The organism is Pantoea sp. IMH (genome assembly GCF_000599885.1).
Taxonomy (GTDB): domain Bacteria; phylum Pseudomonadota; class Gammaproteobacteria; order Enterobacterales; family Enterobacteriaceae; genus Erwinia.
This window is the reverse complement of the sequence record NZ_JFGT01000004.1, coordinates 172669-187322: the sequence shown is the minus strand read 5'-3', so window position 1 is coordinate 187322 and position 14654 is coordinate 172669. Positions and strand designations below refer to the sequence as shown.

Annotated in this window: 15 protein-coding genes; 7 read left to right on the top strand and 8 right to left on the bottom strand. The window is 55.6% G+C overall.

Annotation, left to right across the window (positions count from 1 at the left end; all coding sequences use genetic code 11):
* Positions 1–187 precede the first annotated feature (187 nt).
* A complete protein-coding gene (locus EA20_RS0107315; RefSeq protein WP_024966202.1) occupies positions 188–1150 on the top strand; it encodes a deacetylase in 963 nt (320 codons plus the stop codon).
* 11 nt (positions 1151–1161) lie between these two features.
* Here the strand turns inward: EA20_RS0107315 and EA20_RS0107310 are convergent, their stop codons facing one another.
* From EA20_RS0107310 to rfaD, 4 genes are read right to left on the bottom strand one after another with little or no spacing between them, the layout of a single operon-like run.
* Positions 1162–2082, bottom strand: a complete 921-nt coding sequence (locus EA20_RS0107310) for a glycosyltransferase family 2 protein (RefSeq protein ID WP_024966201.1) — start codon at positions 2080–2082, stop codon at positions 1162–1164.
* Positions 2082–3074 carry a lipopolysaccharide heptosyltransferase RfaC gene (gene rfaC, locus EA20_RS0107305; RefSeq protein WP_024966200.1) on the bottom strand — a complete coding sequence of 331 codons (993 nt, stop codon included), beginning with the start codon at positions 3072–3074 and terminating at the stop codon, positions 2082–2084. The genes EA20_RS0107310 and rfaC overlap by 1 nt, the downstream gene beginning before the upstream one ends.
* On the bottom strand, positions 3062–4123 hold the full coding sequence (gene rfaF, locus EA20_RS0107300) for an ADP-heptose--LPS heptosyltransferase RfaF (RefSeq protein WP_024966199.1): 1062 nt from the start codon (positions 4121–4123) through the stop codon (positions 3062–3064). Before rfaF ends, rfaC begins: the two co-directional genes overlap by 13 nt.
* Before the next feature lie 16 nt (positions 4124–4139).
* Complete coding sequence (gene rfaD, locus EA20_RS0107295; protein ID WP_024966198.1) at positions 4140–5072, bottom strand: ADP-glyceromanno-heptose 6-epimerase; 933 nt, start codon at positions 5070–5072, stop codon at positions 4140–4142.
* 231 nt (positions 5073–5303) lie between these two features.
* Between rfaD and EA20_RS0107290 the strand changes: the two genes are divergently transcribed.
* Both EA20_RS0107290 and tdh read left to right on the top strand, forming a co-directional pair.
* Complete coding sequence (locus tag EA20_RS0107290; RefSeq protein ID WP_024966197.1) at positions 5304–6512, top strand: glycine C-acetyltransferase; 1209 nt, start codon at positions 5304–5306, stop codon at positions 6510–6512.
* On the top strand, positions 6512–7540 hold the full coding sequence (gene tdh / locus EA20_RS0107285; RefSeq protein WP_024966196.1) for an L-threonine 3-dehydrogenase: 1029 nt from the start codon (positions 6512–6514) through the stop codon (positions 7538–7540). Before EA20_RS0107290 ends, tdh begins: the two co-directional genes overlap by 1 nt.
* 52 nt (positions 7541–7592) lie before the next feature.
* Here the strand turns inward: tdh and EA20_RS0107280 are convergent, their stop codons facing one another.
* From EA20_RS0107280 to envC, 4 genes are all read right to left on the bottom strand, one after another.
* Positions 7593–8501, bottom strand: coding sequence for a hypothetical protein (locus EA20_RS0107280; protein WP_024966195.1), 909 nt, complete (start codon positions 8499–8501; stop codon positions 7593–7595).
* Complete coding sequence (locus tag EA20_RS0107275) at positions 8494–9729, bottom strand: glycosyltransferase (protein WP_024966194.1); 1236 nt, start codon at positions 9727–9729, stop codon at positions 8494–8496. The genes EA20_RS0107280 and EA20_RS0107275 overlap by 8 nt, the downstream gene beginning before the upstream one ends.
* 67 nt (positions 9730–9796) lie before the next feature.
* Positions 9797–10732 carry a divergent polysaccharide deacetylase family protein gene (locus EA20_RS0107270; RefSeq protein ID WP_024966193.1) on the bottom strand — a complete coding sequence of 312 codons (936 nt, stop codon included), beginning with the start codon at positions 10730–10732 and terminating at the stop codon, positions 9797–9799.
* Between the two features lie 3 nt (positions 10733–10735).
* A complete protein-coding gene (envC, locus tag EA20_RS0107265) occupies positions 10736–12043 on the bottom strand; it encodes a murein hydrolase activator EnvC (protein ID WP_024966192.1) in 1308 nt (435 codons plus the stop codon).
* A 327-nt stretch (positions 12044–12370) separates the two neighbouring features.
* Here envC and EA20_RS0107260 point away from each other — a divergent pair, with 327 nt between their 5' ends.
* From EA20_RS0107260 to gpsA, 4 genes are read left to right on the top strand one after another with little or no spacing between them, the layout of a single operon-like run.
* Positions 12371–12802 (top strand): rhodanese-like domain-containing protein, encoded by a 432-nt coding sequence (locus tag EA20_RS0107260; protein WP_024966191.1) that lies wholly within the window; start codon positions 12371–12373, stop codon positions 12800–12802.
* 15 nt (positions 12803–12817) lie between these two features.
* Positions 12818–13069 (top strand): glutaredoxin 3, encoded by a 252-nt coding sequence (gene grxC, locus EA20_RS0107255; protein WP_024966190.1) that lies wholly within the window; start codon positions 12818–12820, stop codon positions 13067–13069.
* Positions 13070–13120: 51 nt separating this feature from the next.
* A complete protein-coding gene (gene secB / locus EA20_RS0107250) occupies positions 13121–13585 on the top strand; it encodes a protein-export chaperone SecB (RefSeq protein WP_024966189.1) in 465 nt (154 codons plus the stop codon).
* Entirely contained in the window at positions 13585–14604 is a 1020-nt protein-coding gene (gene gpsA / locus EA20_RS0107245; RefSeq protein ID WP_024966188.1) for an NAD(P)H-dependent glycerol-3-phosphate dehydrogenase, read from the top strand. The genes secB and gpsA overlap by 1 nt, the downstream gene beginning before the upstream one ends.
* Positions 14605–14654: the final 50 nt, after the last annotated feature.

The following is a 14654-nucleotide window of genomic DNA, read 5'->3' as shown; positions in this document are numbered from 1 at the left end:
CGGGATTTTATGCTGTGTTTTTCTCCCGGAAGGAGAAGTTTGTTTTATATGACCAAGGTTATCTTAGAAAATTAAAAAAGATAGCGCTACATTGATTCCCATTTCCCGTAAGGCTTCGGTAAAGCTTTCTGCCGCAACGCTGGCGGCGTAACATAGGCGAAAGGTTATTACGGAGTCTGAAACCGGCATGAACAAACCCGCATTTCTTATTACCATTGATACCGAAGGCGATAACCTTTGGCGTAATCGTTCCGGTGAAGTGACCACCCGAAACGCAGGCTATCTTGCCCGTTTCCAGCAACTTTGCGAAAAATACCGCTTTAAGCCGACCTGGCTGACCAATTATGAAATGGCGATCGATCCGGTTTATATCGAATTTGCCCGCGATGTGATTGCCCGACAGACCGGCGAAGTGGGTATGCACCTGCATGCGTGGAACAGCCCGCCTGCTTTTGATCTCACCGGCGACGACTGGCGTTTCCAGCCTTACCTGATCGAGTATCCCAGCGATGAAATGCATAAAAAGATCGCTTATATGACTCAGCTGCTGGAAGAAACTTTTGAGACAAAAATGCTCAGCCATCGCGCCGGACGCTGGGCTTTTAACGAAACCTATGCCCGGTTGCTGATTGAGTTTGGCTACCGGGTCGACTGCTCCGTGACGCCCCGGGTCAACTGGGCGTTTTCACCCGGTGCGCCGCAGGGTAAGGGAGGCAGTGATTACACGCATTTCCCCCGCCACGCTTATTATCTGGATCCTGAGGCGATTTCGCGGCCCGGTAACTCTCCGCTGCTGGAAGTCCCCATGAGCATTCAGTATAAGCACTCAGGCCTGATGAACGGGTTGAAGCAGGGTTATGATCGCCTGCGTGGTAAACAGCGGAGCCCGTCAGTTCACTGGCTGCGGCCTACCGGCGGTAACGTGCAGCAGATGATCGGCGTTGCGGAAAAAACGCTGGCTGAGGGGGCGGATTACGTCGAGTTTATGCTCCACTCCTCCGAATTTATGCCAGACGGCAGCCCGACCTTTAAGGATGCGGCCGATATCGACCGGCTTTACGACGACCTTGAGCAGCTCTTCAGCTGGCTGCATGCCCGTACCCAGGGAATGACGTTAGCGGAGTATGCGCTGACAAAACCGGCGCCCTGATCCCCTGTGAGCTACAGGCCGCGTCTGCGGACGTTAAGCATTTTGCGCTTGTAGCTCATCCTGATTTTTCCGTTCAGCAGGAATCCCAGCAGTCCGACCCCACGGATACGCTCCAGCAGCGCCCGGCCTTCGGGCGTCCCGCGCAGCTGGCTGTGATAACGGTTCGCCACATCGAGCCAGTGACAGGTAATCAGCGCGTTATAGCGGGCCGGCAGTACGCTATCCAGGTTCTGCGTGGCCGCGATCAGGCAGGCGATTTTTGCATCGTTAATCACCGAAGAAAGACTCTGTTGATGCTTACGATACAGATAAAAGCCCGCCCGGCAGAAGAGCGTTTTCTCGCTTTGCATCAGCATCTGCGGGAAAAGCCAGGTATCTTCGTAACAGATAAAATCGGGAAAGGTATAGTGTTCAAAAAGCCGGCGTGAGAAAAATTGTCCGATGAAATGGGCCTGATAGTCGCGGTGGATCAGGAAGCGCTCAATCGCCTGGTGCTGCGACAGCGTCTCCGGGCTGGTGGGCTGCCACTGAGGAACCGGCGTACCAGATCGCACCTCAATAATTTTGCTGAGCAGAATATCGGGTTTCGCCTGCGCCAACAGTGCCAGCCGGTCGTGTAACGCGCCGGGCAGCAGGGTGTCGTCGCCATCCACCATCAGAATATACTCACCTTTGGCGAGCTGAACCGCATGGTTGCGTACTTTACCGACATTACAAAAATCCGTTCTGCCGAAGCGGATTTGCGGCAGCCTTTCCGCATACGCCTCAATGATCGCCTTGGTACCGTCCGAAGAAGCATCGTTGATGATGATAATCTCCGTCTTCGCCAGCGAACTATCCAGAGAGGCGATAATACTGTCGAGCGTACCGGCGAGGTATTCCTCACAGTTATGCGCGGCGATTAAAACACTTAGCAGACAGGATGCGTTCATTAATACTTTGGGTCAGCCGTCAGATTGCCAATAAGAGGGAGTAGTTTCTCCATCACGTTTTGTGCAGAGATATCTGCCATGTTGCTTCCCTGAGCAGGGCGCAGCACCCACTGATTCTTGCCATAGCCACCAATCAGGCCGGGGTCCGTCGGCCCGTAGAGCGTGACGTTCGGGCGATCCAGGGCCGCAGTCAGATGGCTGAGGCCAGTATCCACGGAAACAACAGCCCGTGCGCCAGCCAGCGTGCGGGCGACCTGCTCCAGCGTCAGCTTAGGCAACACCATGACATGTTCAAATCCCTCTGCCAGCCGCTGGGCGCGCTGATGTTCATGTTCGGCGCCCCAGGGCAGCTTGATCGTCATGCCCGTCTCTTTCAGCAGGTCGATCAATTCACGCCAGTGGCTTTCCGGCCAGTGCTTGGCATCCCGGGTCGTGGCGTGCAGAAAGACCAGGTAACGGCCAGCATCGGCGGGCGGTTCAGCAAGAAAATGGGCGGAAATCGCGTAATCCCCGTCGCTTTCCGGCAGGGCATAGCCGAGGCTTTTGGCAAAGAGTTCGCGCGTGCGCTGAACGGCATGCTGCTGTTTATCTATCTCATGGCGTTTGTCATACCACCAGCTGGCGAAGGGCTCTCTGGCGCTGCGGCTGTCCTGGCCATGCTTAACGCCTTTTGCGATGCGGGTGACCAGCGCGGCGCTTTTGATCAAGCCCTGAGCATCAATCACCAGGTCGTAGTCGCGGGACTGAACCTCGCGCTTAAACAGAAAACGCTCTTCCCTGACCTGACTGCCAAACCAGTGCTTGCGCCAGCGCCGGATGGCGACCGGGATAACACGATCAACGGCAGGATGCCATGAAGGAATTTGCGCAAATCCCTCTTCCACAACCCAGTCGAAGCGGATCCCGGGAATGGCCTTCATGGCATCCGTCAGGGCAGGAAGCGTGTGAAGCACGTCCCCCATGGAGGACGTTTTAACAATCAGGACCTGCATTCAGTCTCCCGGTCTTTTTCCAGCAGGGAATCCAGTTCAGCGATGACGCGTTCTGGCGTGATATCGATCAGGCTCTGATGATACCCCTCTGCGGCATCCCCTTTACGGACTTTGTGGTAGCCGGTAATCAGGCGGATCACGCGGGCTTTAGCGGAAAGCGGCGGGGTGAAGTCCGGGCTGCTTGGCCCATACAGCGCGACCAGCGGACGATCCAGCGCGGCGGCGATATGCATCAGCCCGGAGTCATTACTGATCACTGCACGACAGTGCGCCAGCAGGATCACGGCCTGCTCAAGCTGGGTTTCCCCGGCCAGATTGCGGCAGTACGCGCGCGAGTGCGGCTGCAGGCTTTGCAGGATCTGCTCCCCGGTTTCTTTATCTTTCGCGGAGCCAAAGAGGACAATCTGCGAACCTTCATCGATCAGCTTCTGCGCAAGCGCCGCGTAGTGATAGTGCGGCCAGCGTTTGGCCGGGCCGAACTCGGCACCCGGACAGAACCCTACCAGCGGTCGCTCTGCCACCAGTCCAAATTCGCTGGCGGTGGCCATTTTCTCTGCCTCGCTCACCTGGAGTTTCGGCCAGAGCAGCGGCTGTGGCAGATCGGCAGCGCGGGCGATCTGTGCCTTGTCATAAGCCAGCGCCACATAGCGTTCCACCATCAGCGGAAAGGCTGCTTTATCCAGCACCCGCACATCATTCAGCAGACCGTAGCGCATTTCACCCCGCCAGCCTGTACGGTGCGGGATAGCGGCGAAAAAAGGGACCAGCGCTGACTTAAACGAATTGGGCAACACATAGGCGCGATCGTACCTCTGCGGACGCAGCGCTTTTCCCAGCCGCCGGCGTTCGCCCAGCGCCAGCGCGCCATGGCCGAGCGGCATCGACAGCGCTTCGTTAACCTCAGGCATCCGCGAAAGAAGCGGCCGGCACCACGCAGGCGCCATCACATCGATCACGGCCTCCGGGTGCATGGCCTTCAGCGTGCGATAGAGGCTTTGCGACATCATCATATCGCCGACCCAGGAGGGGCCAATTACCAGAATTTTCATCGCCGGTACCGTCCCGTTATGCCTTGCGGTTCAGCCAGGCCATATAGTCAGCGACCCCTTCAGCTACGGTTTTAAACGGCTTATCGTAGCCCGCCGCGCGGAGTTTTGTCAGATCGGCAAGCGTGTAAGCCTGATAGCGGCCTTTCAGCTTATCCGGGAAAGGGATGTACTCAATTTCACCTTTCTGATGATAATTCAGCGCGGCATCCGCCACTTCCTGGAACGATTCCGCCCGGCCTGTACCGCAGTTAAAGATGCCGGATACGCCATTTTCCCAGAACCACAGATTAACTGAAGCCACATCTTCCACGTAGATGAAGTCACGCTTAAAGCCGTCGCTGCCCTCAAACAATTTTGGATTTTCGCCGTTAGTCAGCTGAGTATTCAGATGGAAGGCGACGCTCGCCATGCTGCCTTTATGGCCTTCACGCGGGCCATAAACGTTAAAGTAGCGGAAGCCACAAATCTGCGACTGCGCTTCCGGCAGGATTTCACGCACATAGTGGTCAAACAGCATTTTGGAATAGCCGTAGACGTTCAGCGGCTCCTCGTACTGACGCTCTTCGATAAAGTTATCGTTGCGTCCGCCATAGGTGGCGGCGGAAGAGGCGTAGAGGAAGGGGATCTGATGATCAAGGCAGTAGTGAAGGAGCTCTTTGGAGTACTGATAGTTGTTATCCATCATATACTTGCCGTCCCATTCGGTGGTGGAAGAGCAGGCACCTTCATGGAAAACCGCCTCCACGTCGCCAAAATCTTCATCGGCGAGAATGGCGATCTGGAAATCTTCCTTATCCATATAATCGGCAATATCCAGATCGACCAGGTTGGCGAATTTGGTGCCATCTTTCAGGTTGTCCACCACCAGAATGTCTTTATGGCCTTTATCATTCAGGGCCTTAATGATGTTGCTGCCAATAAATCCCGCGCCGCCAGTGACGATAATCATGAGCTTTAACCTTAAAGAGTGAGGGTGAAACGGAACGTCTCACGCGCTAATGGCTATTATCATAACATCTCATCACGACGCAGACAGCCAGATGACGCCGTAACGGCCGGAGAATGCCATCCGCTGACGCTAATTATGCTGTGAAACTCACACATCCCGATCGGCTTCCTCGTTCCTTCACCTTACGTTCAGTAAGATGTTCCGCTATTCAGCCCCTTTCGGAGGATAAAAATGCCCTCATCTTTCTATCAACAGCTTTCAACCCAGCTAAATGCCCTGCATGACGAGGGATTGTTTAAGGTGGAACGGCCCATTACTTCCGCACAGCAGGCCGAACTGACCCTGGAGGATGGCGGAGAGGCGATAAACTTCTGCGCCAATAACTACCTCGGGCTGGCGAACCATCCCGCGCTGATTTCAGCGGCAAAAGAAGGGCTGGACAGTTACGGTTTCGGCATGGCGTCAGTGCGTTTTATCTGCGGTACGCAGGAGACGCATAAAACGCTGGAAAACCGGCTGGCGACCTTCCTGGGAATGGAGGACGCCATTCTCTACTCCTCCTGTTTTGATGCAAACGGCGGATTGTTTGAAACGCTGCTCGGCCCTGAGGACGCGGTGATCTCCGACGCGCTTAACCATGCATCGATCATTGATGGCGTCAGGCTGTGCAAGGCGAAGCGCTATCGCTATGCCAATAACGATATGACTGAGCTGGAAGCGCGGCTTACCGAAGCGAAAAGCGCGGGCGCGCGGCATATTATGATCGCCACCGATGGTGTGTTTTCCATGGATGGCGTTATCGCTAATCTGAAAGGCATCTGCGATCTGGCTGACCGCTTCGACGCGCTGGTGATGGTGGATGACTCACACGCCGTCGGCTTCGTCGGCGCGGGGGGCCGCGGTACGCATGAATACTGTGACGTGATGGGGCGCGTGGACATTATTACCGGCACGCTCGGTAAAGCGCTGGGCGGCGCTTCCGGTGGCTACACGGCGGCGCGCAAAGAGGTGGTGGAGTGGCTTCGCCAACGGTCACGGCCCTATCTTTTTTCTAACTCCCTGGCACCGGCCATCGTGACAGCCTCCTTGCAAGTGCTCGATATGCTGATGGAAGGGGATGGCCTTCGCCAGCGGCTGTGGGACAACGTGGCTTTCTTCAGGACGGAAATGACTAAAGCTGGCTTTACGCTGGCTGGCGCCGATCACGCCATTATCCCGGTGATGTTAGGCGATGCAAAGCTGGCTCAGGAATTTTCACGACGTTTGCAGGCTGAAGGCATTTATGTCACCGGCTTCTTTTACCCGGTCGTGCCGCAGGGTCAGGCGCGCATCCGGACGCAAATCTCCGCAAACCACAGCCAGCAGCAGCTGGTACGGGCGGTGGAGGCCTTTACCCGAATTGGTCAGCAACTTGGTGTTATTGCCGGAGAGGAGATGTGATGAAGGGCTTAGCAAAACTGCATGCGAAAGAAGGCATCTGGATGGTTAATGACGCGCCAGTGCCTGAGCCGGGACATAATGATCTGCTGATTAAAATCCGCAAAACCGCCATTTGTGGTACGGATGTGCATATCTATAACTGGGATGAATGGTCACAAAAAACCATACCCGTGCCGATGATCGTCGGTCATGAATATGTGGGCGAAGTGGTTGCTGTCGGGCAGGAGGTAAAAGGGTTCAGCATTGGCGATCGCGTTTCCGGTGAGGGTCATATCACCTGCGGACATTGCCGTAACTGCCGTGCAGGACGTACGCATCTTTGCCGTAACGCAATCGGCGTGGGGGTAAACCGTCAGGGCTGTTTCGCCGAATATCTGGTGATCCCGGCATTCAATGCCTTTCGTATTCCCGACAATATTTCCGATGAGCTGGCGGCTATCTTCGATCCATTCGGTAATGCCGTCCATACCGCGCTTTCCTTTGATCTTGTTGGAGAGGATGTGCTGATATGCGGCGCGGGGCCCATCGGGATTATGGCCGCCGCCGTCTGCCGTCATGTCGGCGCCCGTCATGTCGTTATCACGGACGTTAACGACTATCGTCTTGATCTGGCGCGCAAGATGGGCGTTACGCGTGCAGTGAACGTCAGCCATGAAAAGCTGGAAGATGTGATGCGTGAGTTAGGGATGAGCGAAGGGTTTGACGTCGGGCTTGAGATGTCAGGCGCGCCAGCCGGATTCCGCAGCCTGCTCAGCGTGATGAACCACGGCGGCCGCATTGCGCTGCTGGGGATCCCGCCTTCGGAGATGTCGATTGACTGGAATCAGGTTATTTTCAAGGGCCTGTTTATTAAAGGGATTTATGGCCGCGAGATGTTTGAAACCTGGTACAAAATGGCGGCGCTAATCCAGTCTGGCCTGGATCTCACGCCGATTATCACTCACCGCTTCGGGATTGACGATTTTCAGCAGGGATTCGATCAGATGCGGTCAGGGCAGTCCGGTAAAGTGATTCTGAACTGGGACTGAGTGCTGAAGGGCGATGACTGCCTGTCCGCAGCCATCGCTCACTTTATCCCGCTTACTTCTCTTTTTCCGCATCCGTCAGATAGCGAACTTTCCGGGTATAGTCCTGGCCTTTGAAGGTCAGCGGCGTATCGGGCGAGGTAAGGTATTTCTGCCACTCCGTCAGCGGGAAACCGCCGTGCGCGCCCACTACCTCTTTCGGGATAACGGCGGCGCTGCCACCGATTTTCTTCGACACCGGCCAGTTCATCCAGTCGCCGAGATTAACCGTTTTGATATCCAGCAAATCCAGCAGCGCAGCCAGCGGCAGCTGGTCGGTTGGCGGCTGGGAGTCGTCCATCAGCTCCCAGGTATCCTGAAACAGCGTCAGCCACAGCGGGCAGATACGCTGCCAGGTCTGGCGCGTCGCGGCCAGAAAGGCACCGTTAACGTGATCGACGATATAGGGTCGTACGCTGTTGCGGTAGTAGGCCGGACGATTCTGCTCTGGCGCCTTCATCAGCTTGGCGATCATTTTTCCCTGACGGAAGCTGGAGTAAATATGACCATCATGCATATGAATTTGCGGCATTTGCAGCAGATTCAGGTCGGAATCGATCATCAGAATTCCTTCCGTTTTCGCCTGCAACGGCGCCTGAAGCTTAATCAGGCGGCTGCGGTAAATCTGCTTATAGCGATAGCTCTCTTCACGCGACGGCACCGCCAGGTTGACGACGCGCGTTTTTGCCGGTAGCTCACCAAACTCGGCGGCAGGTCTGTCGCTGACAATCACAATTTCTTCCGCGTCGGGGGCAAAGCGGGCGGCAAACAGCGCGCTGAGCGTCGCTTCTTCAATAAAATCCACGCCGGTACAGGGGATCACAATGGACGTCACCGGCACATTCCCCTGAACTTCTCTGTTCTGGTAGGAAATATTATGGCGGGCGCGGATATGTCGGTACTGAGCATTCAGAAATTCAAACATGCGAAGGTTTTCCATGAGCCGCATTTTTTAAAATGAGTTCCACGCCAGCGACATAATGCTCAATGGCGTAGTGTTGTCTGACGCTGGCGTTGGCCTGCTGGAGAAGCTCGGTGCGTTTACCGGCATCAAGCCAGAGCGTTTTCATCTGTTCAAACAACGCCTGCGTATCACCATAGTCGAACAGCAGGCCGGTTTTGTTGTGTTCGATCAGCTCAGCCGTCCCGGTTACGCGGGAACCTATTACCGCCGTTTTCAGCAGCATCGCCTCCAGCACGACACGGGGTAAGCCTTCACTTTTTGAGGCCAGAATAAAGACGTCAAAAGCGGCAAGGTACTCCAGCGCATTGTTACGAAAACCGGTGAATATTACGCGATCCTCAATACCGGCTTGTTTCGCCTGGCGTTGCAGCGATGCGAGTTCAGGGCCTTCTCCCAGTATCACCATCTTCCAGCGGGCCGTCGGGAAAGCGTCGGCAAATTTTTCCAGCGCCGTCAAAATATGATGATTCGATTTGCGGGGACTGAGCGAACCAATACTGCCAAACACAAAGGTATCATCATCAATCCCCAATAGCTGGCGGCGCATCGCAAGGCGTTCAGGAAGAGGTTGCCAGATATCAATGGCGTTAAATACCGTAAAGCATTTTTCCGGCGCAACGCCGCTTTTCACCAGTTTATCCCGTACGCCGTTCGATACTGCGATCACCGCATCAATGCGCCGGTTCACCATCGACACCAGCTCACTGCTGAGAACCGGCTCAATGCGACAGTGCTGAATAAGCGTGACGGGCAGCGTTTCGGCGGCAAGGTAACCTTCCGCATTTGAGCCGGGCTGGTTATTCATATAGAGCACGTCAAACTGCTGTGATGCCAGGATCGCTTTAATCCTGCTGGCATTAGGGCGGATGCGCCAGAGCGCATCAATGCGCCGGGTAACGCTGAGACGCAGTGTACGGCTGAAAAAGACCAGCGACCGCAGCAGCTCTTTGGACACTTTAGCCCAGCGGGGCTGTTTGCGTTGCGGGATAAAGATGATGGGGAAGCCCAGCGCCTCCAGCACTTGTCCGATCGTGTCGCCTTCGCCACGGGTATAATTATGATAAAAACAGCAGTGGATATCGAACTGGCTCCGGTCGATGCGCTTCAGCAGCTCCAGCATGCTGTTGGTGCCACCGCCCCATTCGTTGCCGGTGTCGAGTAAGAGAATTTTTTTACGCTGTTGATCCATCACGCCGCATCCGTCGCCGTCAGCCCGGCCCTTCCCGAAAAGGACTCCGGAAAGGCGTCTGAGAAATTTAAGGTGTCTTTCCGGGCTCGAACGTTAATCCCGAAAAATAGGTTTTTATATACTGCATCCCCTGACTGTCGGCAATGCTTTCAGCAATCGCTGCCATCGCACGGCTGGTGGGAACAGGTTCCGGTTTGACCGGACAACTCTTCACGCCCCGGAAAGGATTACGCGGTGGAACGGGTTTTGTGACCGGCGCGGGCGGCCTGATGGTGCTGTTCTGCGGTTCGTTCAGCAACTCGCTCGGACGCACCAGGGTAATATCGGCGGGCAGCGTGGGCAGCATTTGTTGCAATACGCGCACCGTCGTGGGGTGAGGATGCCCGATAGCAATTGCCGAGCCATTCCGCTGCGCCAGGCGGACCGCGCGGCTGAACTGCTTGCGAATATCGGCTTCGTTCTGCGTATCGTCAAGAAAGACGCGGCGCTTAATCACTTTCACACTGGTACCCGCCGCCGCACGGGTGGACTGGCTGTTGCCAATTGTCATGCTGTCCAGAAAGTAAAAATTATAGTGGTTAAGAACCTGCATCACTTTTTGCATGCCGGGCAGGCTGGAAGTCATTGCGCTGCCCATATGGTTGTTCAGCCCGACCGCATAAGGCACGTCGGCGACCGCTTTCTGAATGATGCGGGTAATTTCGGCGCTGGACATATCCGGGAAGAGCGTGTCTTTCTCCAGCGGCTGTTTGCTGAGCGGCGCCATCGGTAAATGAATCAGCACCTCATGACCGCGCTGGTGAGCTTTTGTCGCCATTTCACGGGCGTGGGGCGCATTGGGCAGAACGGCGACAGAGATCGCGGTGGGCATTTGCAGAATCTGATTCTCCTGCGCCGGACGGTAACCAAAATCGTCAATGACAATGGCGAGTTTTCCCGCCCAGGCGGTGCTGGTCAGCAACAGGCCGGCAAGCGTAACGCTAAGTGTGCGAAGTAATGACAAAAGTTATTTTCCTAACCACGGGAGTGGGTTGACGGCCTGTCCCTGGCGTCGGATTTCAAAATAGAGTGAAGGAGCGCCCTGGCCGCCGCTGGTACCCACCAGCGCGACAGGCTCGCCTGCCTTAACCTGGGTTCCCACGCTCACCAGCGCACTTTGGTTATAGCCATAGAGGCTCATATCCCCTTTGCCGTGCTCGATGACCACGACCAGACCGTAGCCCTGTAGCCAGTCAGCCATCAACACGCGGCCGTCGGCAATCGCTTTAACTTCTCTGCCTTCAGGCGCGTCGATGACCAGTCCTTTCCAGCGAAGCTCGCCCTGCATTTTTTCACCGAAGCGGTGTGAGATGTTGCCACGTACTGGCCAGTACGCCTGGCCACCGGGACGCCCCAGACCACCGGTCCGGGACATAAGCGAACGCTCGCTTTCCGTTGGCTTATAGGTGGTGCCTTTGCTTTTCGCTTTCGCCTGGCGCTGACGAACCTGCTCGGCTTCACGTGCTTCCCGTTCCGCTCTGGCGCGCGCTTCCCGTTCCGCTTTAGCAATTTTATCGCGCAGGCGGCTCTCGTTCTGACGCATTTCAACCAGCTGCGCCTGTTCTTTCTCCAGCGCAGATTCCAGCGTGGTGAGGGTTTTCTTCCTTGCGACCCGCGCTCCTTCCAGTTTTTTCTGCTGGGTTTGCTGCTGAGCGACCAGCATTTTTTGCTGGGCCTGCTTATCCACCAGCGTCGCTTTTTGCTGGGTGAGATCGCTGCGGGTCTTTTTCAGGTCATCGATAGAGTGCTGGCGGGCGTCATTCAGATAACCAAAATAGGCGAGGATGCGTTCGCTGCGCTGGCTCTCTTCTCCGCTGAGAATAAGCTGGACGCCGCTATGCTGGCCCTGGCGGAACGCCGCATCGAGCTGTTCTGCCAGCATTTTTTCCTGCTGATCCTGCTGCGTTTGCAGTTTGCCGATCGAGGCGGTAAGGCTGGCGATATCGTTATTGAGGCTGCTGAGGGTACGTTGCGTTTCACGTAGCTGCCGGCTGGCCTGGGCGATGATCTTTTCCTGACTCTGAAGCTGGTCGAGCAGCTTGCTGCGCTGCTGCTTCTGTTGCAGGACACGCTTCTCTTTATCGGCAATATCCTGCTGAAGCGAGGTGAGCGCAGATTTATTATCATTCGCGGCACAGCTGACAGCGGGCAGCAGCAGCAGGCCTGCGCAAAGCATGCAGGCGGACAGGGTGAACGCACGGGAAGGGAACAGAACGCCTGTGGCCGATCCGTTACCCTGGGTTCGTTGATATGAAACTGTCGCTTTTTCCCTCATAGGAGAAGGATTATTCCACGATGAACAGCGGCTTACCAGCGATCTATGGGCGGTTTTGCGTTTCCAGCAGTGACAGCGCCCAGCGCCGCGGCTTTCTCCGCTCTGGCAGAATAGCGCAAAGGAGCGGCCTGTTGTGTAACAATTAACCACTCCAGCGGGCTGTTAACCGGCGGCGCAGAGACGAGGTGAACGTAAGGCCCATTTTTTTGAGGTTCAGCCCCAGAAAACGTTACTCTGAGGGCTTCACATCTGTACATGCCTGCACTGGCAGGTATACTCAGAAGCCTTGTTTTCGCTTATTAACCCTTTCGGGAGTTGTTACCCCTCATGCAAGATATTATGCAGTTCGCAGGCAACCATACCATTCTGAGTCTGGCGTGGGTTGTCCTGCTGGTTTTGGTGATCGTGACCACCGTTAAGGGCATGTTCTCCAAGGTAAAAACGGTCACTCGTGGCGAAGCCACACGCTTAATCAATAAAGAAGAAGCCGTTGTTGTCGACGTGCGTGGACGCGATGACTACCGTAAAGGCCACATTTCGAACGCTGTTAACGTGCTGGCTGCCGACATTAAAAAAGGCAGCTTTGGCGAGCTGGAAAAACATAAAGCGCAGCCGATCATCGTGGTGTGCGCTAACGGCACTTCCGCTACTGAGCCGGCGACGCAGTTAAACGCCGCCGGTTTCGAGAAGGTTTACGTGCTGAAAGATGGCGTAGCCGGCTGGAGTGGTGAAAACCTGCCGCTGGTACGCGGCAAATAATGACTGGAGCGGATTATGGCTAATGTTGAGATCTACACCAAAGCAACCTGTCCTTTTTGTCATCGCGCGATCGCGTTACTGAAAGAAAAAGGCGTCAACTATCAGCAGATCGCTATTGATGGCGATGCGGATAAGCGAGAAGAGATGATCAAACGCAGCGGCCGTACTACCGTTCCGCAGATTTTTATTGATGCGCAGCACATTGGTGGCTGTGACGACCTTTATGCGCTTGATGGCCGTCAAGGTCTCGACCCGCTGTTGAAATAAGACGGGTAAGTGGCGCGATAACGGATTATTAACCCATAGGATTACGTAACCATGTCAGAACAAAACAATACCGAGATGTCTTTCCAGATCCAGCGTATTTATACCAAAGATATCTCTTTCGAAGCGCCTAACGCCCCTCAGGTATTCCAGAAAGAGTGGGAACCGGAAGTGAAACTGGATCTGGATACCGCATCCAGCCAGCTGGCGGATGATGTGTACGAAGTGGTTTTACGCGTCACCGTGACGGCGAGCGTGGGCGAAGAAACGGCTTTCCTGTGTGAAGTTCAGCAGGCGGGCATCTTCTCTGTTTCAGGTATCGACGGCAACCAGATGGCGCACTGCCTGGGCGCTTACTGCCCGAATATCCTGTTCCCGTACGCGCGCGAATGCATCACCAGCCTGGTCTCCCGCGGTACCTTCCCGCAGCTTAACCTGGCCCCGGTCAACTTTGACGCGCTGTTCATGAACTACCTCCAGCAGTCAAATGAAGGTGCCGATCCGCAACAGGACGCATAATGCCTTTCAATCACGCTTCAATGAGCGTTATCGGTGCCGGATCCTACGGCACCGCTTTAGCGATTACGCTAGCCCGCAATGGCCATCAGGTGGTGTTGTGGGGCCATAACCCTCAGCATCAGGCCCAGCTTCAGGCCGATCGCTGTAATGCTGCTTTTCTTCCCGATGTGCCTTTTCCTGACTCACTGAGCCTGGAGAGCGATTTAGCCACCGCCATTGCGGCCAGCCGCGATCTGCTGGTCGTGGTACCGAGCCACGTCTTTGGTGATGTTTTGCAGCAAATCAAACCGCATCTGCGTTCCGACTCGCGTATCGTCTGGGCGACCAAAGGCCTGGAAAAAGAGACCGGACGGCTGCTACAGGACGTTGCCAGAGAAATTCTTGGCGACGCTATTCCGCTGGCGGTGATTTCAGGCCCCACCTTTGCGAAAGAGCTTGCTGCCGGCCTGCCCACGGCCATTGCGCTGGCCGCCACGGATGCAACCTTCGCGGATGATTTACAGGCCCTGCTGCACTGCGGGAAAAGCTTCCGCGTTTATAACAATCCGGATTTCATCGGCGTTCAGCTCGGCGGTGCGGTGAAAAATGTCATCGCCATCGGCGCGGGGATTTCTGATGGTATCGGTTTTGGTGCCAATGCGCGTACCGCGCTTATTACGCGTGGGCTGGCCGAAATGACCCGACTCGGCAACGCCCTCGGCGCCGATCCTACCACCTTTATGGGAATGGCGGGCCTGGGTGACCTGGTGCTGACCTGCACGGACAATCAGTCCCGTAACCGCCGCTTCGGCATGATGCTCGGCCAGGGCTCTGACGTGGAAAGCGCGCAAAAAACCATCGGTCAGGTAGTGGAAGGTTTCCGAAATACCAAAGAAGTGAAGGCGCTGGCCGCGCGTTGCGGCGTGGAGATGCCGATAACCGAACAAATTTATCAAATCCTGTATTGCGAAAAAAATGCCCGGGAGGCAGCATTGAGCCTGCTTGGACGAACAAGGAAGGATGAAAACAGTATCAGCTGAAAAGGAAGCTTAGCGTCGTAGCGTGTCGGCGTCCGCCGGACGCTATTTTT